The organism is Candidatus Saccharibacteria bacterium oral taxon 488 (assembly GCA_013100805.1).
Taxonomy (GTDB): Bacteria; Patescibacteriota; Saccharimonadia; order Saccharimonadales; family Saccharimonadaceae; genus Nanosynbacter.
In genome coordinates, this window is the sequence record CP040000.1 from 343,240 (window position 1) to 361,672 (window position 18,433).

Below are 18,433 nucleotides of genomic sequence, written 5' to 3' on the forward strand. Positions count from 1 at the left end.
GTGTCAGTGTGTTAGTTTCCGGGAGGTTCGTTAAATTTATAGAGGTAGAGTTATGTTTTAGTTTGAGTCAAAAATTAAATTAACGAACTTACTAAAAATGATATTTGACTGCTAACTTTACACCAATAAAAAATACAAGTAAACTAAAAGCATGGGCAAACTAAAATCCGAAAAGGTTGTTATATCTTCGCCGCTATCGTTTAGCGGTTCGGCAAAACGCCTTTGGAAAATTACGGACGTGGACAATCTAGCGGTGAAGGTGCTGCTTAGTTTGGTGGCTGCCGTGCTCATTATGTTTGCTTGGATTTTTGTGGCGTTTTGGTATGTGCTGATTTATGTTGTTTTTGGAATTTTGTTCATTCCATATCGGCTGCTGCGACGGAGTAGTCGTAAGCAAAAACAAGCAAAATTGCGGCACCGTGAAGTACTGGATGCGATAGAGAAAAATCATAAATTATAATCGCCGCAATACAGTCACGCGTTTCTTATTGTAAATTTTCTGAGATTTGTGTAGCGCTTCAGAGTGAGAATCAAACCACGTAGTTATATCGTCTGTTAGCTTTAATAATTCGAGACCGGTTTTTGTTAACTCATATTCGACCCGCGGCGGAATCGTCGGATAGAAAAAGCGCCGGACGATGCCGGCGCGTTCTAGCTGTTTGAGGTGCTCGGTGAGTACTTTTTGAGTCACTCCCGGAAGAGAACGGTGCAATGCAGAATAGCGCTTAGTCTCAACACCAAGCGAAAGAATAATTGCGATAGTCCATTTGCGAAACAGTAGGCTTGTCATGAAATCGCGCGAATCGGCGTACTGATTTTTGGATACAGTAGTTTTTGTCATGGTTACCTCCCATTGATGTAAATGTATATTTGGCGCAGAATGGCTGATATAAAATATCTCTGGAGATGCCCTCCAGAGATGTGTATTAATAATGACCTCTAGGTAAATATATAGCAGAGTTTTGGTCAAATGTCAAAATATTGCCCGGATAAACGCCTAAGTGTAAGTTATTAAAAGTACCTCGTGAAATTTATGCTGTGTTTAAGAAAATACTAACAATCCTATGCTATACTTAGATACACATGGCTTCAAAAAATATTATTCACCATTATAGTTCGGGAGGGGTTATCGTTAAAGATAATGAAGTTCTTATAATCGAATCACTACAGCCAGCCAAGGAATATTCTTTCCCTAAAGGCTCTATAGAACCCGGAGAATATAGCCGTGACACTGCAGTGCGAGAGATACTCGAGGAAACTGGATACCACGCAACGATCCTAGGATTTATTGATACTCTAATATATGAATTCTCAACAGGTGATGGCCACGTAGCAAAAGAGGTTTCATACTATGCTATGTCTATTAATAGTTCAGTACCTCGACAAGAACAACAGCTTCAGCCAGGAGAAAATATACGCCCCTTGTGGGTCAGCTTACCAAAAGCTTTTCAACTCCTCACCCACAAAAACACGAAACAACTTCTTGCCATGGCAATTAAAATGTATCATCACTGAAGCAACAGCTGTTTACAGACTCCTCTATGGTGTAGTGCGAGAAAAAGTAATTTGCTAGGATAAATATGGTACTTCTATCCTCTGGAGACATAGCAGCAACATTAAAAACAGTCAACAACCTCAGAGACATCATTACACATACCTCTCTATTAATTTTGCTAAGAATACTTTTGTCTATGCCTTTTATATAGTACTCCATATAATCACGAATTATTCTTTGACGCGATGTATTGAGTCTTATCCACGCCCTACCGTCAGTATAAGTGATTTCTTTAGATCTGTTTAGCGGATTAGGCTCAGGATTCGCCCATTTCGCATATAGGGGTCCAAAATGGTTTCCTCCACACATAATGTGATGGATAAATGTTGATATGTCAGTAGATAGCCTGTTCCATCCAGCCGCCTCAAAATCAACAAGATAGCCATTTTGAAATATATTCATATCATGAACATCCCCTTGAGAGGGTATAACGTATGTATTATTCATGTTCTTTTGCATATCTTTAACGTATTTCTTTACCATATAAAGCAGGTCGTTTCGTATATAGACGCTTAAGTCATTCACGCTTTTTAGCGACTCATCCGCACAAAATTCCTCGTATTGTTTCAAGAGCTGCGGCGATTCTATCATATGCAATCGATTAATATAAAAAATTTTTGTGCCTCCAGCTTCAACATGAGACCAAATACCCATTGTGTTTGCAAGGCTAGACAGATCTTTGAAAAACTCAGACATATCTATACCCGTGCCACTACGAAGAATGTGAAATAATGTTTGATTGCCGGTATCACATAAGTCACTATATTCTATATAGAGACCTTTCTTGTTTATCGATATTATGCTTGGTACTCTTTTGTAATATTGCCTAAAGAAGTCATATCCAGCAAGCTCTAGTTCTAGATGTTCTATGTCAGAAAAATTTTTAATGAAGGTCATTGTTTGCTAATAGCCTCTGCTATAGCGTCCCTAAAATGATATGGCCGTAAGTTTAGAGATGCCAAGTTCTCTACTGGAAGCCACATAGGATAATAAAATCCGCGCTCAGAATTTCCGTTTCTGAAAGCCTCTGGGCTATCGTCACCAAGCGATAGTCCTATATTCTTATCGTTTGCCACCGCTAAAAATACCCATACATCAGGCTCCATTTCTATAGCCTCTTCTTCGTACACGGTAAATTGATCTGCCTTAATAGAAAGCTCTTCATAAAGCTCACGGTTGACAGTATCTATAGCATTAAAATCTGCACCCTCAACGCCCCCACCCGGCAGAACAGCATAACTGCACCCATCACGCTCTCTACCAATAATAGCAATATTTTTTCCATCATTGCTAAACAACAGAGCCCTACATCGTTTGGGCATATCGCCACCTTCGACATTTTGAGCTAACACATCAATACGATTAATGCTGTCGGGCAATGCACTAATAAGATTGCGGACAATACCAAGATTGTTGCGCATATACTCCGACTTCTGATCTTTAAACTCCATAGGCATCTCCATGAAACTATTATATACGACCATTACTGTATTGCAAATGCTTGCTGCTACATGATAAAATCATCTCAGCCTATGAAATTAACAGTTGAAACAAGGCAATCGGTTGCACCTCCTAGAAACAGCACAGAAAAACTTTTCATATGCTTAAGTGGCTCTAGTGAATCCGGCAAAAGTTCTTTTAGTAAAAGAATGCTACACGAGCATAGTGCAAATAGAATTAAATACTTAAAAGCTACACACTGTTATGGCACGTTAAATGGTGCTTCTGTTACAGATCCGTTCTATATGTTAAGTACAGCAGATGAGCATCAGCGTATGCAAAATGAAATAGGCACTTGGCAGACTATTGATCAGGTGGCAAGCGAGGGCAATCGTATATCGGTTATTGAGTCGCTCAAGCATCCAAACTTACTTCACAGTTTTGGAAAGGCCGCAATAGACGCGTGCATCTATGTCATATACATAGATGCCGACATCAACATAAGAGTAGATCGTGAGTCTAGCCGACTAAATGTTTCCGGGGAAAAGATGCTAGAATACATTATAGACAAAGACTCTAGTAAAGCTGCCTGTGGACTATACGATATAAGAGAACGAGCTGATCTAGTTATACAGAATAACGGAACCGAGACGGAATACTATGCATGGATCGATGAATTTGCTTCTCACGTACATAAACTATATAACAGCAAAATAGATAGCCCCGGCATAGAGTACTTATAGTGTTTCGACCAGGCGATGGAAACAGGCAAGAGCCTTCTTCGTATATTTTTCAACATCATGCCTGTTATTGAGTCCCGCACCTCTTGCTGACGCATATACATCTTGTAGTATTTTAGTGTTGTACTGTTGAACATGATCGGATATAAGTTCGTCATAACTTTGTATATACTCCCCGCTCTGCACTAGTACACGCATACGCAACAAGTAAACGCAGGTCTTAGTGACAATGCGTAGCGCTTTTACAGAAGAAGCTAGCGAATCACCTGCCCTAAAAAGTGTTTCGTGAACTATTCCTCTACACATTTCTTTATACTCATCAAGAGATAGGTATTGAAATTTATCATTTGCAAAAACCGGAAACTTGAATGAACCATCTTTGTATAGAACTCCCTTTTGGGTATGATCTACATTACCTTCATGAAATAATATAAGATTCGGGACTTCATGCTGCGATATGAGCGATGATTTAGACTGACTCAGAAGATATTGGGATGATATGTAATCTATACCAACTTTACATTTATAAATTGCTGTTAGATTTTGCTGAAATTTTCTAATCTTTGAAACTACCGCATCTGAAGCAGCTCCATTTTTACATATTACAACAATGTCAATATCACTCCATCCTGGTATGTAGTCGCCCTTTGCTACGCTACCAGATATGAATATTGCGTCAACCTCTTTTAATAACACCTTAGATCTATTCTTAAATACTTTTTCAAGTTCATCTTGCAGCTGCACAACCGTTGGTATTGGTGTCGCCTGTGTAAGCACACGGCTATACACCTCCATATGGCTAGATGCTTGTTTCTCCTGTGAAAAAATAGATTTTGCTTGAACTGCTTGGCTTTCTCTGTGCTGCTCGGTCGTAAAAGTAGAGCCAGAGATTATTTGCTGCAGCTCTTGTATAGTTGAAAACGGATACGCATACTGCTTCATAAGTTTAATTATTTCCTCTTGGCCTGGTGAAACACGAATTGCAGTTCTTACTCCACTCGCAAGTGCCTCAATGCAAGATATGCCAAAGCCTTCGTAAAGCGAGCTCATTACTACTACATCAGATCCTGCAATAATTGAAGGCATAATACTATTATCAAAGCTTCCATGTTCTACGATGTTAACTTTCGGATATAATTCACGAAATTCAAGAATATCATTTGATCCAGCATTAACACCCGTTATCAGAACACTTATGTCCGCTCTTTCAGCAGGATCAAGGCCATCAACCGCCCGCAAACAGAACTTGATATCCTTCCTAGGCCTATTGACAACAGGCATGGTGACTATCTTTTGGTCATCATCAATACGAAGCATTTTATGCAGCCTTTTTCTAGCTTTGCTAAAATCTTTATAGTAAAAGTAGTTTTCGTTTATAGATGTATATATTGTTTTTATGTTAGTATGGCTAACGCCATGTTTCAATAAATTATTGCGAAAACATACAGATGGAGCTATCCAAGTACTGTTAAACCCTAGATCGTAGGCTAAACTAGCTAGTTCACCTTTACCATCTAGCTTTTCTGACATCCAGCCCGGCTCCGGTGTTCGGTGCTGTGTACATACGTAGGGGGTTTTAATTTGCTCACGAGTAAGACATGCAACGATAATAGGAATGGAGTGGAAAGCATGAATAATATCGGGTTTAATGGATGTAACTACAGCCTTGAAGTCGTCTATTAATTTTGCGGACAGAGAATTATTGTCGTATGCGTGTTGACAGCTCCTAAACCTATAAATACTCACTCTTTCGTTCAAGTGATCGACACTGTCTTCTGTGCCGCTTGTCATAACGGCTATACTCGTGTCAGGATAGTGTGCAGTCAGTGCATTTACGAGATTAAGCGCATATGTTCCGCCACCTCCCTTAATAGGAGGATACTCCATGCTAAATATTAAAATCTTCATGACCAAGCCTCGGGTAAATATCATCAATGGAGATGCCTTTTTCTAAAGCTATAGTTTCTATATTGCTTAAATCGACTTCATCGTGCGGTGAGTGAATGCGATTTCTCACAAAAAATGGAGCTTGAAACCAGAACGAATGGGAGCTAAAGTCATCAGGCTTTGAAAATGGAAAATTTGAACGGATAGTATCTTCCGTATCACGACCTACTTTACCCTTAACTGACTCAAGATGTAAAAGGGCATCGCTAGTGTTTGCGAAACCTTGTGCATTTAGGCCTACCAGTAGGTTATCTCCTCTCATTGCTATAGCATTCATAGCAATGAGTATCTCACGCACTTCGGTTGGATCAACTTCGTGCTCGTGTTTATATATATGCAATACATCACTAATTGTTAAATTTATTATATGGCGTGATACTACCCTCAACCTCTCTGTTTGGTCCAGTCTATCAACTATAGCGTCAGCTATACCATCCTCAATGGCATCATTTTTAACTATAGCTAGTACATCATGAGAGGGCTTGTTAATTTCTGACATTAAAACCTCCATCGACTATTAGGTTTTGTCCCGTAATGTGCGACGAGCTATCGCTCGCAAGAAACATAATGGCTGATGCCACCTCCTCTGTAGTTGCTGGCTGTTGGAGTAAATTACTTTTAGTAGATGCTATAGTTAACTCGTCCCAGGACTTACTCATATCTGTTAACGTAAAGCTCGGAGAAACAGCATTAACACGAATAAAAGGACTGTAGTGCTTTGCCATAGTTTCTGTCACATTGAGCAGGGCAGCCTTTGAGGCAGAATATGCAGCTACTCTGTCAGACGCAGACCCGTGTACGCCCCGGATTGAGGCCACATTAACAACAGCACCTCCCGACCGGATGTTGTCACGTAATGCAGTAACTACATTGACAGCCCCTAGTACATTAACGGCGAAATGATCCATCCAGTTTTTAGTCGCGTAGTCGTTATAGGATTGAGGCATGACAATACCAGCACAATTTACAACGGACGACAAACATGGATACTTCTGTGTCAGTCTCTTCATTGCTAAATCAACAGCCACCTTATTTGACACATCAAAGTAGTAAATGTCACACTTAAGCATCTTCGCCAACACCAACCCCTTTTCACTTTCTTTTCTGCCGTGTAAGATGACTGTATATCCTACTTTGATTGCGGCCTCAGCAACGGCTCTACCAATACCCCTAGTTGAACCTGTGATAAAAATTACCCTATTGTTTACATTCGTTATCATCTACTATCATATAATACAATGTAGAAATCTCATCGTCAATAGGTTAGTAAGGCCACATTCACGCCACTAATGCGTAGGTAAGCTTCATACCACTCCAAGAGCATTCTATAGTCTCAAGGAAGATCAAGATACGAATACATGCGGGTCAGCGTATGTACGGAACGAACCCTAGATATGATATAGTAAAGAACATGAAAGTAACTATAATACCAATTAACAATCAATCGGAAGTAGATAGTTCATATTCAGCTATAAGCGACTCTTTAGTTGGCGAGTCTCTACTTTTTGCCTGCTGCACACACATGCCCGAAAAACCAGCCGTAATTTATAGTTACAATATTAGAGACAACTCTGTAGCTCGCTTTTCTGATACCAACCTAATACTGCCTGATGGCAGTCTTCACGGCAAAATTCACACTCCTATAGTAACGGATAAATACGGAGATCGCTTTTGTGCTACCCACTTTGCCTATCCGTACGGGTTGCCGCAACCGATTAACTACCCTGGAAGCAGGCTTATAAAGGTAAGTAAGTATGGAGACGCGGTTGACCTTGGGCTCATTAAACCCGGTAATGGAGTTATCTACACAGCTATTGATAATAAGCGAAGTGTCATCTACTTACTGACAATCCCCGATGCTAGCTTATTCAGGTATAATATATCAGACAACGAGCTCATACGCGTAGGTGATATTCCGAGCACTACATGCGTAAGTCGTAATTTCGCGATAGATCATGATGGCAGGGTCTTTGGATGTTATGAAGGAGGTGGGCTCTTCGTCTACGATCCAGAGAAAGAGAAGTTGAGTTTACATGATAATTTTCTGCCTACATCATCAACAAAACAATGGAACAGTTCTTCTCGAGGGGGTGTTAATAGGCTAGACAGATCTTTATGGAGAGGAATTTACTTCTGTCAATACCGTAAAAAATTTTTTGGAATATTAAGCTCAGAATCTAGAATATTTACTCTAGACCCATTAAGTCTGTCTATTACCCTAGGGGAGGATTTATCTTCTAATAACACTTCTCCTGATAGAAAATCTAATATTTTTCCTACTCTTTCGTTAGCACAAAGTAAAGATTATATGTTTTACGCTAGCTCAATAGGGTTATTCGACTATAACAGAACAGAGATGGCTAGTGGATTCTCGCAATTTATAATGATTAATAAAGACACCCTTAAAGCCGAAAGTATGGGAGAGATTAGGGGTGGTGCAAGGCGCGTATACGGAATTATGACAGCTACGACAATAAATGATAGCGAGTATGTGGCTATCGGAGCTGTAGAACGACTCACTAATGAGCCGTATAACCCTTTTAACGTTATTGATGGTCAACCTTTTATTTTAGGTGTTATACGAATAAGCATATGACACACTCAAAAGAAGAAAACAACTTTGACTTGCGTGCTGTAGCAGAGGTAGATAATTTTATTAACACCTATTTGTTAGAGCAGCACAATCTATTTCAGGGAAACAATGATGCTGAAAGAAAAATTAGACATACTGAATCATGCTGTAAGATTTTTGATATGTTATATCCCAAGTGCGAAGAAGCTTACTGTAAGCTTCTTAGGGTCTCCGTCAAAGCACATGACATCGGAAGATTTAAACAATTGGCAATGATAGGGTCGTATGATGACAAGATAATTCATCACAATGACCTAGGAGAGGATATTATAAACACAGCAATATTGGAAAAGTCTATAGCCAACACTCCAGAGGCTCGCCTTGTGCGAACTGTTATTAAGTATCATGGAACCGTTGAGTTTCTTGATCAATCTACTGCAGCTTCGTTGCCTCAAGAGGCTCTGGCTTGGGCGAAGATAGTAACCATTATTGACGATATAGAAAATGCATGCATAACAGCACCAACTAGACTAGAAGATGAAATAATGAGAGACACCAAACATCTTGTCAAAGCAGGACTTGACCAAACAAGGATTACAGGGAGCAATCTAGACAACTACCTGAATAAGCAGAAGATAGACAGAAAATTATGCGCTACCTACGCTGACTATATTTTATTTAATCTAAGCATCATCAGAAAGTTTCTATACACCAAAGAATATTCTACTATCACAAAGTCTCTCATAACAAACGAAGTTTGCCTACGGTACGTAGATATAATCGATCGTTTTATATGTGTACAACAGGCATCTGATGTAAAAGAGATCTTCTTGCAGGACTTAGGGTTTACTAAACTGCCCATACATCCGTAAGGTCAATATTTTCTCTGTCGAGTCAGTTGGCAAGAGATCATAGAGAATAATCGCTAACTTCGCCGTCCTGGGTATGACAAGAAACTACCCAGAACAAAGACAGCTTAGTTATTGAGTGTACACTCAATTTACCTCACCAGACAACGTCCATACTTACCCCGCTCACTTGACATACGCCTTATTGGCACAGTCAAGATGAGCGGAGGTAAGAATGAACGCGCTTAGGCCGGAAGCTGGCAATATTAGTTGATGAATCGTTATCTTATTTCACAAAAAGACAAGCTAGCTAGCGCGTACTGCGCTGGCGCACAAAACGCGCCACCTGCCTGTCATTTGCGAAATAAGCCTCGTCTTGAAAGTTACGTGACGGCTTTCGTGCGACCATTGCAAGCTCGCCCGAGGCGCACCTGCAATCATCGCACGGCCGATTGACATATACGCAGCCTCAAAAATTCACAACTCATCTAAGGAAAGAATCTCACCAGGCTCATCAATATTCGACCAAATCGCAGAACCTTCGCCCAGTAAATTCTCAGTCGTTGCCGTATATACCTCAACTTCATCATCCAAGTCAAACCGACTGCGCACGGCATGAGCAGTGCGCCGCAAGTGGTTTTCTGCGGATAGGTTTTCCAGTAAAAACAGGAGCTTCGGTAAATCACTGCCCGTCGCATCCCAGCTGCCGTCATCGAAAAATTCTATATAACTTACCAGGCGGCGATTGATGGCGCTAGGCGGCGTGCCTTTGGATACGGTATCAAAGAAAAATCGCTGCAACCTATCAGCCGTTTTGAGCGACAAAAAAGCATCAGGCGGATTAGCCGGAAAATAACTATAAATCGCCATTTCTCGCCGCAAAAATACTTTTAGCGATGGGTGTTTGTGCTGTAGTCTATTGGCGTGAGCGTAGACTTCAGCCACATGATTAACGAACGATTGACTAACAACTTTGTCGCGGTAGCTCGCTTTGATAATGGCGTCGGTAACGCGCTCGCTGCTGTGAATCAATTGCAATCGCCTAAGTCCTTTTGGCGTTAAATAATACGCCGCTGGCACGCCCAGCAATTTGAAACTTTTGTCATATCGTCTAGCTACAAAGCCATGCTTCATCAACACATTCAACTTTTCAAACAAATTTGAACCCGACTTAATACCCAGACTATCTGCCAACAATTGACGACTACCGAACCGATATTTGTATAGCGTTTCCAGGATGTCTATCTGTCCCTGCTTCAGCGCTGAACGTTTGTCTATTTTCATTATCAGCCTTTCACGATTCCTTTCTAGTATATTTATATAGAAAGAAGAGAAAAATAGCAATAGACAACAGTAGTTTTATAGATAAATTGTAGTGTATATCGATATTCGGTATATTTTACATCATAAAATTACTAAAAACTATTGAATATTTGCAGTACAAGTAGTACAATTTAAGTAGAGGTTTAATCATAAAACTGGCTCGTTAATAACACGAAAAACTAGACTTCAAACAGTAGCGCTTTTTGGTTATCATCCCGTGTAGTATACTAGGATTAATGAGTCAATCAAGAGTTCAACTACAAATCGACACGTCAAAAGAAGTGCGCAACCGAGCCAAAGCCGTTGCTTATAGCCAAGGCATGAGTCTGACAGAATTGGTGTTAAAAGCGCTGGCGACGGTTGGCGACAAGGAGCTGAAACAGCTGATTGAAAAGGATTTGCAGGAGCGTTCCGGGCGCGGTCGTCCGCAGCAGTCTAAGTCTAGTTGATGTTATGACGAGTCGCGACAGGAGGGATTATGGCGCGACCAAAAGGAAGTAAAAATAAGTCAAAAGCCCCTCTGGTGGAGCAATTTTCGTTCACGACCGAGCAACGGATTAGATTGGTAGCAAACTTAATCGTCGAGAAAATCGTCGAAGATGGTGCGTTTGCCAAAAAGTTAATTACGATATTGGAGGATGATAAAAATGTCTCCAAATAATCAGCCGCGAATCGGTTTGTTGGCGATACGAGTTTCTTCTGACAAGCAAGGTCTTGATGGCGACTCGCCCGAAGCCCAGCGCGAGCAAGGCGAAGCTTACGCCAAGGCACACAATATCATAATTACCGAGACGATTATTTTGCTTGAATCGGCGTCGCACGAAACGCAGCCGATGCAAAAAGTAATCGACGTTTGCAAGGACAAAAGCAAAGGTTTTCAAGTTGTGCTGATTAAGTCAATCGACCGTTTTACGCGCGGTGGCGGCGATTATTATTCGCCGTTGAAACGACAGTTGACGCGTCTAGGCATCGCCCTTGAGGATATGTATGGCGTGATTGGCAAGCAGCAAATAAACACGCTGGAGCACACTGGATTTAAGTATTATTGGAGCGAGTTTAACCCGACACAAAAGTCGGAGTATTTGGAAGCGGAACGCGCCAAAGATGAGATGCGCGACATTATGAGTCGGATGATTGGTGCGGAGATTCGTTACACGCAGCTCGGTTATTGGATGCGCCGTCCGCACTATGGTTTTCGCAGTGTCAAGGTGGATACGAAAAATGGTCGGCGCACGATTTTGAAGCCTGATGAGAACGAGGCGAAATTCATCATCAAACTTTTTGAAATGCGCGCCGTTCATATTTATACCAATCAGCAAATTGCCGACGAGCTAAATTCAATGGGCTTTCGCTCGCGTGTTAAGATTGTGCGCGACAAATACGACCGAACGAAAATTAAGCGGCAAATTGGCGGCAAGCAAATGACCGCCAAAATGATCGACCAGTACGCCAGTAAACTGGTTTATTGCGGTATCATCAAAGAAAAATGGACGCACGACCAGCCAGTCAAGGCGCAGTTTGATGGATTGGTCAGTGTCGAGCTTTTTAACGAAGCGAATCGCGGACGGATTTTTGTGGAGATTGACAGTTGCGACATGATAACCATTAAGCGCAGAGCCGTGCCAGAGCACCTAAAAAATAAACAGATCTATAACCCAGACTATCCATATAAACAAGTTATCGCTTGCCCGAAGTGTGGCAAAACCCTTTCTGGCAGTGCTTCGCGCGGCAAGATGGGTGCGTATTATCCGGCGTACCATTGCAGTCGTGATGGGCATTATTTCCGTGTGCCTAAGGCTGAATTTGACAAGACGCTTGACGATTTTGTGCGGACTATTACTGTAAAACCAGAGTATGTTGATGACATTATCACTGCTATTGCCGAGCTGTGGCGCGAATCAGCTAGAAGCCAATCAGCAGCGCCTAGAGCACCGCCAGAGCCTGCAAAACCAAATTCGGGCGACCGTGGACAGAATGCGCGTTGTCACGAGCGAGACAGCGCTTGCGTACCTAGAGGAGGATATAGTTAATGCCGAAAATGAGTTAGAAAAACTAGACAAAGAAATCGCCAATCAGCCCAATCTGCAAGCCGAATTCGACCAAGTCTTGCAATACGCCAAATATATTTTGGAACACCTACCAGAACTACTGCTTGACCTCTGTAATCCCTTGCGGAAAGCCGCCTTTTTCGCTGCCATCTTCAATAAAATCCCAACTTACGACCAAATAAAGTTTGGAACTCACAAAAACAGCCCGCTACCAGAGGTAAACGAGCTGTTTCGTATCCGGATGGATGATAAATCCTTTGATGGTGACCCTACCGGGAATCGAACCCGGGTTGCTGGGATGAGAACCCAGTGTCCTAACCGCTAGACGATAGGGCCGTGTCAAAGCTACCGGGCCATTATAGCATGGTTAGCTGGGGGCGTCTAGCCCATCTTGTTGACGACGTCGATCAGCTTGCGGGGCGTGATGTCGGCCTTGATGAGGTAGCCGTCGACGCGGTTCATGATGGCGGACTTTGCGGCGTCGTCTTGCTCAAAGTTAGTCATGATGAGGATTTTACTGTTGGGAATCAGGTCGGTATCATCAGAGCGCAGAGCGTCCAAAATTTGGTCGCCGCGCTGTTCGGGCAGCATCAAGTCAAGGATAATCAAGTCAAACGGCTGACTCCGGGCCATGACCAGCCCGTCATTGCCATCGACCACCCAGGTCACGTCATAGCCAGCTTTTTGCAAGCTGCGCACGTACATCTCGCCGATAAAGCGGTCGTCCTCCACGCATAAGATTGTTTTGATCGCCATACTTCCCTCCTCTTATCCTCGATACATAGCGTGATTTTTTATCCAGCCACCGCCTTGGCGGATCAGATTGCGATTGAGCTGTCCGTCCTCGAGTAGCTTGTCCTTGACGGCGGCGTAGAGCGGCACGGTGAATGAAAAGACTGAGCCTTCGTTTTCCTTGGAGCGCGCGGTGATGTGACCGCCGTGACTCTCGATAAAGGCCTTGCAGATGTAAAGGCCGATGCCGGTGCCAGAGACAGTTTCGCGGCTGCGGTGCGAGCGGTAGAATTTGTGAAATAGATTTTTGACGACGCTCGGCGGCATACCGACGCCATTGTCAGCGACAGAGACTTCGATAACATCGCCTTTTTGTTCGGCGCTGACCGAGACGGTGCCGCCCTCAAAGCTGTATTTGATGGCGTTATCGATGAGGTTGGAGATGACTTCGCTGATGCTGGAGCGGTCGGCGGCGATGGTCGGCAGATCAGAGGGGATACTGATGTTGAGCAAGCGGTGCTGCGTCGATGCGCGTAGCTGCATGTCGTCGGCGATTGAGCCGTAGATGTCAGACAGCGAGTCCTCGGCGAGGTGGATGCTGAGATGGTGGCGGTCGAACTTGGCGACGTTGAGAATGTTATTGATATAACCAGACAGGCGGTTGGCAGAGACCGTCAGTCGCGCCAGCAGCTGCGGTTCGTCGCCTTTCAGGCGGCCGGCCAGCTCCTCGGCGAGGACATCGAGATAACCGCGGATGATGGTGATCGGGCCACGGAGTTCGTGGGCGGCGAAGGAGATGAAATTGAGGTCTTCTTCCTCGGGGAGGTACTGGGCCGAGCGGTCGATGAGGATGATGACGGTTTCGCCGGGTGCGTCTTTTTGGTAGGAGGCGATGATGTCAAAGAAGCGAGTTTTTTTGAAGGCACCGTTGGTGGTGGCGACATGGCGCCAGGTACGCTCGGCGGAGAGTTGGCGGGCGTCGGCGTCACTGAGCCAGGCGTCGAGCGACTGCTCGTTGAGAAAATCCAGCGCCAGATACGGCTGGCCGTCGGCGTCAGTGGCAATTGGTGCAGCCTTGTTGGCGGAGATGATGCGCTTAGCGGGATCGAGGACAACGATGCCGCAGCTGGTGTGATTGAGCGCTTGGGTCAGCAGCGCGTCGGGACTTGGCGGCGGTGCGGGTTGAGCCGGCTCATCATAGATGAGTTCAAGGACGGTCTTGAAGCCGGTCTTGGCGTGCTGCTCGGCGTTTGGATTTGGTAGCGGCGTGGTGGTGCGCTCGCCGCGTTTATGGATCAGGGCGGTCAAGATATCATCAAGCGGCCGACCGGCAATGATGATCAACATGGTCGAAAAAAGACTGCCGACGATGAAAATCGTGCCAGTGATTAGCCAGAACGTCGGGTGACTCCACGAGGTGACGCCGGTGATACTGAGAATCACACCGCCGATGAGCGCTACGGCTGCCTGCCCGGCCAGTGCGCAAGCGAACAACATGCGCCGGTGGTATCGTCGAAAGCTGCGAATTGACGTGCCGCCAGCTGTCATCGCCACGTGACGGATCCCCGCCCGGGCGTAAACACGCCGATCCATGTTTGGCCGCGATTCAGGGTAAAGTCTTTACCATTTTCGTCAAGCAGTTTGAGCGGTGCGGTGAGACTGTCTTTCTTCCAGGTGATGGCGGTAGCAGTACCGTTTTGGAAGACGGTTGCCTTGCCCGAGCCAATGGTGACGGTGTCCTCGTAGCCATCTGGCCCGACGCGTCGCTCGACGGGCGCTTCGAGGGCGATGACGACGTGCGGGGCGATCTGGCCGCCTTCCCGATCAGCATGAGGTGCGCCAGCTAGCGAGCGTTTGTAGGTGTTGGTCGCCTTGTCATAAGCATAGGCGGTGTTGTAAATGCCGCTGCTAAAATTGAGCTGGATGGTAGTGGCGTTCGGTGTTTCGGCCGGTTTGCCATCGCCACGCTTGAAGCCGGTAAATGATGACTCCTTGAAGCCTTTGCTGGCGTTCAGAGCATCAAGTTTCTCGCCGGATGTATAGACATTGTGCGGAGCGCGGCGGTCGCTGGCCCGCCAATAACTGCCGCCGTTAAAGAATTGGTCGATGTCGCGGTAGCTGCTACTGCGGACGGTGTCGAGAGCGTTCGGGCTGCCGCCGACGTGGGCGATGGAGGCTTGATACTGTGCGCCCCAGCTGAGGTAATAGAGGCGGAGGCTACGAACTGGGCCGATGAGGCCGGGCTTGGCACCCTGATAAACGGCGAGGAAGCGCGTGATGCCGCCCTCGGCGACGGCCTCGTAGACGATGCCAGCTCTCGATAGGCCGGACTGTGGGCGAGCGTCGGGGCTGTTCTCGATCATGACGGCGGTGACGGGCTGCTTGGTGGCCGCTTCATCAGCGACCTCGAGGCCGGTGAGCGGTGAGTAGAATTTGGTTGGCTTTTTCTTAGCGGCGAAAAACGGCAGACCACCGTCGTGCTGGACAGAATTGATAGCGACGATGAAAATGCCAGCGATAACCAGCGAGGCGGTAATGAGGACAATCGCCCACAAGTGCTTTTTGCACCACTGGGCAAACGAGCGTTTTTTGGCCGGGGCGTTTGGTGATGCCGGCTCAAGTTTAGCTGATTTTACCGTCGGTTTTTGGGCCGCGGTGGCTGGGCGAGGATTCTTGATGTGCATGGGTTTAGTATAGCATAAGCGACATGCGGTGGTAAACGGAGCAGTGTGCTGGCCAGTTGGTGTCTATGGCGTAGCATTATGGTACACTCACGCCCACCGAGAACGCGTCAATTCCCTGCCCAAGCCGCGCCAACGTGCGCTCGCGGCCAATCAGCGCCAGCGTGTCATTCAGCTGCGGGCTAAACGGTGCCCAGGTGATGGCGATGCGGATGAGACTAAAGAGAATACCGGGCTTTTGGCCGGTGATTTCCAGTAGTTCGTTTAGCCGAGTCTGGACTAACCCTGGCGTCCAGTCAGTGAGGTTAGCGAGCTCGTGGTGGGCAGTCTCTAGCAGCCTGCGCCGTTCGCTCTCAGATAACTTCTTGAGCTGCTTGTTGCCGTCAATAAGTTCCAGGTTGATCTCGGGCTCCGCAAAAAAGTAGCCAAATCCACCGAGGTCACGCAGGGTTTTTAGGCGGTCTTGCGCCAGGGCTAGGACGCGCCGGCGATACCCCTCGTCTGCCCCAGCGGCACTGTCCGGCCAAAAATCATTGACTCGCCCAGCTAGGTCATCCAGCGTCAGCGAGCGGATAAACTGCCCATTCGTCCACAGCAGCCGCTTTTCGTCAAAGCGAGCGCCTGAGCGCTGCACGCGGTCGAGGCTGAACTTGGTAATTAGCTCATCCATAGTAAAGGTCTCTTGCTCGGTGCCGTCGTTCCAGCCCATGGTGGCGATAAAGCTATCCAGCGCCTCTGGCAGATAGCCATCACGGATATAATCGAGCACGTCTTTGGCGCCGTCGCGCTTGCCTAGTTTCTTGTTACCCTGCTCGTTCATGATGTGTGGCAGATGAGCGAATATAGGCCGCGGCAAGCCCAGTGCTTCGTAGAGTGCCAGATAATTTGGCATGCTCGAGATGAACTCCTGGCCGCGAATGACGTGAGTGATGTTCATCTCGGCGTCGTCGATGATGTGGGCAAAATTGTAGGTCGGGTAGCCGTCGGACTTGATGAGGATGAAGTCGTCAACAACCTCGGGACTGGTGGTGACGTCGCCCATGACCTCGTCGTGATAGATGTAGCTTTTGGGCTCAGCCTTGAAGCGCAGTGGCATGGTGCCGTCCCACTCCGGTGGATTATCGGGGCGATGGTCGCGGTAGCGAAAGGCGCGCTTCTCGGCCTGAGCGGCGTCACGAAACACCTGGATTTGCTCGGGTGTGTAGGGATCAGCGTAGGCGCGGCCGGCGTCGATTAATGTTTGTGCCCACTGGCGGTAATGCTCGAGCCGCTGGCTTTGGACGTACGGCCCGTGTGGCCCGCCGATGTCCGGACCTTCGTCGTAGTCGAGGTGCAGCGCCTTGAGGCTGGCGATGAGATGCTCGCGGCTGCCGGCAACTTCGCGGACCTTGTCAGTGTCTTCGAGGCGCAGGATAAATTGGCCGCCGGCCTGCCGGGCGACGAGAAAAGCAAATAATGCCGTGCGAATGCCGCCAACGTGCAAAAACCCTGTTGGCGAGGGTGCGAAACGAGTGCGTGTAGTCATGGGGTGATTATAGCATGAGGCCGCAGCGCTGGTAAACGCCGAGGCATCGGTGTGGCGTTGATTATAAACTAGTGGCGATTTTGGTGACTTGCTCGCTTGACAATGCCCCGCCGAGGGTGATTTGGTAGAGGACGCCGCCATTGATCCAGCTGGCCGTCCGGTCGGTGCTGTAAATAGTCAGACCGCCGGCGGTGGTAGTTTGGACGTCGCCGCCGTCGGCGGTCAGGGTCTCTTTGAGGGCGGCGGAATTGAGCGAACTTTTTTGCTGGGTGATGGTGTAGGATTGGCCGCCGTCAGCGTAAGCAAATTTCATGCGGACTTCCCCGCTCTTGAAGGTAATTGGGCCGCTGAGGGCATAGCCGGTCGGTCGATAGCCGGGGTATTTGGCGTTGACACCAGATTGGATGGCGGCGATGCGGGTGGAGATGTTAGGCATACCGAGGTAGGTGAAATAACCGCCGATTAGCATGATGGCTAGGCCGACAGAGGCGATTTGCAGCCAGCGACCGATGCGGTTCTTTGGTTTTTTGCTGCGGCGTGGCGCTTTTTCTGGAGTAGTGGCGCGCTGCAGTGCTTCGGTGATGGCCTCGTTTTTGAGAACGGCGGCCGGCTTGGGCGCGAGGGTGGCAGTGTGTTGCTTAGACGGCAGATGGTTTGGCTTGATAATACGCGTCGAGTGATGGTGTGATGTGGCTGGACTGCGGCGAGTTACAGTTCGGGTGGTCTGATGAGGCTGTTGGGCAGCACAGGCTTGAGCACGCACGACGGCCGGGTGCGGTTCGGCGGGACGGTCGCGCTTAGTTGGTTGCGGCGGGACGCTCGGCGTGCTCGGCGCAAATTTATTGACATGGACACTTATCGGAACGGAGGTGTCGCGCGTAATGTCGGGGCGGCTGGCCAAGCGACGCTTGGCGTGCGATGGCGCGGCGACGTGACGGCGACTGAGCGTCGTTGATTTTTGGCCGGCAGTTTTATGGACGGTTTTATGGATGATTTGTTTGTTCATGAACCCCTCGTATTCC

20 protein-coding genes and 1 tRNA gene are annotated in these 18,433 nt (G+C 46.6%); 8 read left to right on the forward strand and 13 right to left on the reverse strand.

The window, feature by feature from the left end; genetic code table 11:
- Positions 1 to 151: 151 nt before the first annotated feature.
- On the forward strand, positions 152 to 460 hold the full coding sequence (locus tag FBF27_01740; GenBank protein ID QJU09138.1) for a hypothetical protein: 309 nt from the start codon (positions 152 to 154) through the stop codon (positions 458 to 460).
- Here FBF27_01740 and FBF27_01745 read toward each other — a convergent pair.
- Positions 455 to 841, reverse strand: coding sequence for a helix-turn-helix transcriptional regulator (locus FBF27_01745; protein ID QJU09139.1), 387 nt, complete (start codon positions 839 to 841; stop codon positions 455 to 457). The two genes, FBF27_01740 and FBF27_01745, sit on opposite strands and share 6 nt — an antisense overlap.
- A 242-nt stretch (positions 842 to 1,083) precedes the next feature.
- On the opposite strand from FBF27_01745, the gene FBF27_01750 reads away from it, so the two are divergent.
- Complete coding sequence (locus FBF27_01750) at positions 1,084 to 1,515, forward strand: NUDIX domain-containing protein (GenBank protein QJU09140.1); 432 nt, start codon at positions 1,084 to 1,086, stop codon at positions 1,513 to 1,515.
- Here FBF27_01750 and FBF27_01755 read toward each other — a convergent pair.
- Positions 1,496 to 2,452 carry a hypothetical protein gene (locus tag FBF27_01755; protein ID QJU09141.1) on the reverse strand — a complete coding sequence of 319 codons (957 nt, stop codon included), beginning with the start codon at positions 2,450 to 2,452 and terminating at the stop codon, positions 1,496 to 1,498. The two genes, FBF27_01750 and FBF27_01755, sit on opposite strands and share 20 nt — an antisense overlap.
- Entirely contained in the window at positions 2,449 to 3,039 is a 591-nt protein-coding gene (locus tag FBF27_01760; protein QJU09142.1) for an NUDIX domain-containing protein, read from the reverse strand. Before FBF27_01760 ends, FBF27_01755 begins: the two co-directional genes overlap by 4 nt.
- Positions 3,040 to 3,087: 48 nt before the next feature.
- Between FBF27_01760 and FBF27_01765 the strand changes: the two genes are divergently transcribed.
- Positions 3,088 to 3,738: a hypothetical protein gene (locus FBF27_01765; protein ID QJU09143.1), complete on the forward strand. Its 651-nt coding sequence runs from the start codon at positions 3,088 to 3,090 to the stop codon at positions 3,736 to 3,738.
- Here FBF27_01765 and FBF27_01770 read toward each other — a convergent pair.
- Genes FBF27_01770 through FBF27_01780 form a run of 3 tightly spaced genes read right to left on the reverse strand, consistent with a single transcriptional unit; the run spans position 3,733 to position 6,902 of the window.
- Entirely contained in the window at positions 3,733 to 5,667 is a 1,935-nt protein-coding gene (locus FBF27_01770; GenBank protein QJU09144.1) for a glycosyltransferase, read from the reverse strand. The genes FBF27_01765 and FBF27_01770 overlap by 6 nt on opposite strands.
- Complete coding sequence (locus FBF27_01775; protein ID QJU09145.1) at positions 5,624 to 6,181, reverse strand: hypothetical protein; 558 nt, start codon at positions 6,179 to 6,181, stop codon at positions 5,624 to 5,626. The genes FBF27_01770 and FBF27_01775 overlap by 44 nt, the downstream gene beginning before the upstream one ends.
- The gene (locus tag FBF27_01780) at positions 6,168 to 6,902 is read right to left on the reverse strand and encodes an SDR family oxidoreductase (GenBank protein ID QJU09146.1); all 735 of its coding nucleotides are present in this window, start codon (positions 6,900 to 6,902) and stop codon (positions 6,168 to 6,170) included. The genes FBF27_01775 and FBF27_01780 overlap by 14 nt, the downstream gene beginning before the upstream one ends.
- A gap of 191 nt (positions 6,903 to 7,093) precedes the next feature.
- On the opposite strand from FBF27_01780, the gene FBF27_01785 reads away from it, so the two are divergent.
- The gene (locus FBF27_01785) at positions 7,094 to 8,278 is read left to right on the forward strand and encodes a hypothetical protein (protein QJU09147.1); all 1,185 of its coding nucleotides are present in this window, start codon (positions 7,094 to 7,096) and stop codon (positions 8,276 to 8,278) included.
- On the forward strand, positions 8,275 to 9,126 hold the full coding sequence (locus FBF27_01790; protein ID QJU09148.1) for a hypothetical protein: 852 nt from the start codon (positions 8,275 to 8,277) through the stop codon (positions 9,124 to 9,126). The genes FBF27_01785 and FBF27_01790 overlap by 4 nt, the downstream gene beginning before the upstream one ends.
- 453 nt (positions 9,127 to 9,579) lie before the next feature.
- Here the strand turns inward: FBF27_01790 and FBF27_01795 are convergent, their stop codons facing one another.
- Positions 9,580 to 10,386, reverse strand: coding sequence for a hypothetical protein (locus FBF27_01795; protein ID QJU09149.1), 807 nt, complete (start codon positions 10,384 to 10,386; stop codon positions 9,580 to 9,582).
- A gap of 275 nt (positions 10,387 to 10,661) precedes the next feature.
- Between FBF27_01795 and FBF27_01800 the strand changes: the two genes are divergently transcribed.
- Genes FBF27_01800 through FBF27_01810 form a run of 3 tightly spaced genes read left to right on the forward strand, consistent with a single transcriptional unit; the run spans position 10,662 to position 12,455 of the window.
- Positions 10,662 to 10,874, forward strand: a complete 213-nt coding sequence (locus FBF27_01800; GenBank protein ID QJU09150.1) for a hypothetical protein — start codon at positions 10,662 to 10,664, stop codon at positions 10,872 to 10,874.
- Between the two features lie 29 nt (positions 10,875 to 10,903).
- On the forward strand, positions 10,904 to 11,086 hold the full coding sequence (locus tag FBF27_01805; GenBank protein ID QJU09151.1) for a hypothetical protein: 183 nt from the start codon (positions 10,904 to 10,906) through the stop codon (positions 11,084 to 11,086).
- Positions 11,064 to 12,455 carry a recombinase family protein gene (locus FBF27_01810; protein QJU09152.1) on the forward strand — a complete coding sequence of 464 codons (1,392 nt, stop codon included), beginning with the start codon at positions 11,064 to 11,066 and terminating at the stop codon, positions 12,453 to 12,455. Before FBF27_01805 ends, FBF27_01810 begins: the two co-directional genes overlap by 23 nt.
- Before the next feature lie 279 nt (positions 12,456 to 12,734).
- Here FBF27_01810 and FBF27_01815 read toward each other — a convergent pair.
- The 6 genes from FBF27_01815 to FBF27_01840 form a co-directional block, all read right to left on the reverse strand.
- Positions 12,735 to 12,809, reverse strand: a tRNA-Glu gene (locus FBF27_01815).
- A gap of 45 nt (positions 12,810 to 12,854) precedes the next feature.
- A complete protein-coding gene (locus FBF27_01820; protein ID QJU09153.1) occupies positions 12,855 to 13,229 on the reverse strand; it encodes a response regulator in 375 nt (124 codons plus the stop codon).
- 12 nt (positions 13,230 to 13,241) lie between these two features.
- Positions 13,242 to 14,798 (reverse strand): HAMP domain-containing histidine kinase, encoded by a 1,557-nt coding sequence (locus FBF27_01825; protein QJU09154.1) that lies wholly within the window; start codon positions 14,796 to 14,798, stop codon positions 13,242 to 13,244.
- Positions 14,750 to 15,889, reverse strand: a complete 1,140-nt coding sequence (locus tag FBF27_01830; GenBank protein QJU09155.1) for a DUF3048 domain-containing protein — start codon at positions 15,887 to 15,889, stop codon at positions 14,750 to 14,752. Before FBF27_01830 ends, FBF27_01825 begins: the two co-directional genes overlap by 49 nt.
- Positions 15,890 to 15,965: 76 nt before the next feature.
- Positions 15,966 to 17,411, reverse strand: coding sequence for a glutamate--tRNA ligase (locus tag FBF27_01835; GenBank protein ID QJU09156.1), 1,446 nt, complete (start codon positions 17,409 to 17,411; stop codon positions 15,966 to 15,968).
- 61 nt (positions 17,412 to 17,472) lie between these two features.
- Positions 17,473 to 18,417, reverse strand: coding sequence for a DUF4367 domain-containing protein (locus tag FBF27_01840; protein ID QJU09157.1), 945 nt, complete (start codon positions 18,415 to 18,417; stop codon positions 17,473 to 17,475).
- Positions 18,418 to 18,433 lie beyond the last annotated feature (16 nt).

Bases quoted from the DNA above. Each gene is read 5' to 3' on its own strand.
- FBF27_01740 (QJU09138.1), top strand. From the start codon at position 152: ATGGGCAAACTAAAATCCGAAAAGGTTGTTATATCTTCGCCGCTATCG.
- FBF27_01745 (QJU09139.1), bottom strand. From the start codon at position 841: ATGACAAAAACTACTGTATCCAAAAATCAGTACGCCGATTCGCGCGAT.
- FBF27_01750 (QJU09140.1), top strand. From the start codon at position 1,084: ATGGCTTCAAAAAATATTATTCACCATTATAGTTCGGGAGGGGTTATC.
- FBF27_01755 (QJU09141.1), bottom strand. From the start codon at position 2,452: ATGACCTTCATTAAAAATTTTTCTGACATAGAACATCTAGAACTAGAG.
- FBF27_01760 (QJU09142.1), bottom strand. From the start codon at position 3,039: ATGGTCGTATATAATAGTTTCATGGAGATGCCTATGGAGTTTAAAGAT.
- FBF27_01765 (QJU09143.1), top strand. From the start codon at position 3,088: ATGAAATTAACAGTTGAAACAAGGCAATCGGTTGCACCTCCTAGAAAC.
- FBF27_01770 (QJU09144.1), bottom strand. From the start codon at position 5,667: ATGATATTTACCCGAGGCTTGGTCATGAAGATTTTAATATTTAGCATG.
- FBF27_01775 (QJU09145.1), bottom strand. From the start codon at position 6,181: ATGTCAGAAATTAACAAGCCCTCTCATGATGTACTAGCTATAGTTAAA.
- FBF27_01780 (QJU09146.1), bottom strand. From the start codon at position 6,902: ATGATAACGAATGTAAACAATAGGGTAATTTTTATCACAGGTTCAACT.
- FBF27_01785 (QJU09147.1), top strand. From the start codon at position 7,094: ATGAAAGTAACTATAATACCAATTAACAATCAATCGGAAGTAGATAGT.
- FBF27_01790 (QJU09148.1), top strand. From the start codon at position 8,275: ATGACACACTCAAAAGAAGAAAACAACTTTGACTTGCGTGCTGTAGCA.
- FBF27_01795 (QJU09149.1), bottom strand. From the start codon at position 10,386: ATGAAAATAGACAAACGTTCAGCGCTGAAGCAGGGACAGATAGACATC.
- FBF27_01800 (QJU09150.1), top strand. From the start codon at position 10,662: ATGAGTCAATCAAGAGTTCAACTACAAATCGACACGTCAAAAGAAGTG.
- FBF27_01805 (QJU09151.1), top strand. From the start codon at position 10,904: ATGGCGCGACCAAAAGGAAGTAAAAATAAGTCAAAAGCCCCTCTGGTG.
- FBF27_01810 (QJU09152.1), top strand. From the start codon at position 11,064: ATGATAAAAATGTCTCCAAATAATCAGCCGCGAATCGGTTTGTTGGCG.
- FBF27_01820 (QJU09153.1), bottom strand. From the start codon at position 13,229: ATGGCGATCAAAACAATCTTATGCGTGGAGGACGACCGCTTTATCGGC.
- FBF27_01825 (QJU09154.1), bottom strand. From the start codon at position 14,798: ATGGATCGGCGTGTTTACGCCCGGGCGGGGATCCGTCACGTGGCGATG.
- FBF27_01830 (QJU09155.1), bottom strand. From the start codon at position 15,889: ATGCACATCAAGAATCCTCGCCCAGCCACCGCGGCCCAAAAACCGACG.
- FBF27_01835 (QJU09156.1), bottom strand. From the start codon at position 17,411: ATGACTACACGCACTCGTTTCGCACCCTCGCCAACAGGGTTTTTGCAC.
- FBF27_01840 (QJU09157.1), bottom strand. From the start codon at position 18,417: ATGAACAAACAAATCATCCATAAAACCGTCCATAAAACTGCCGGCCAA.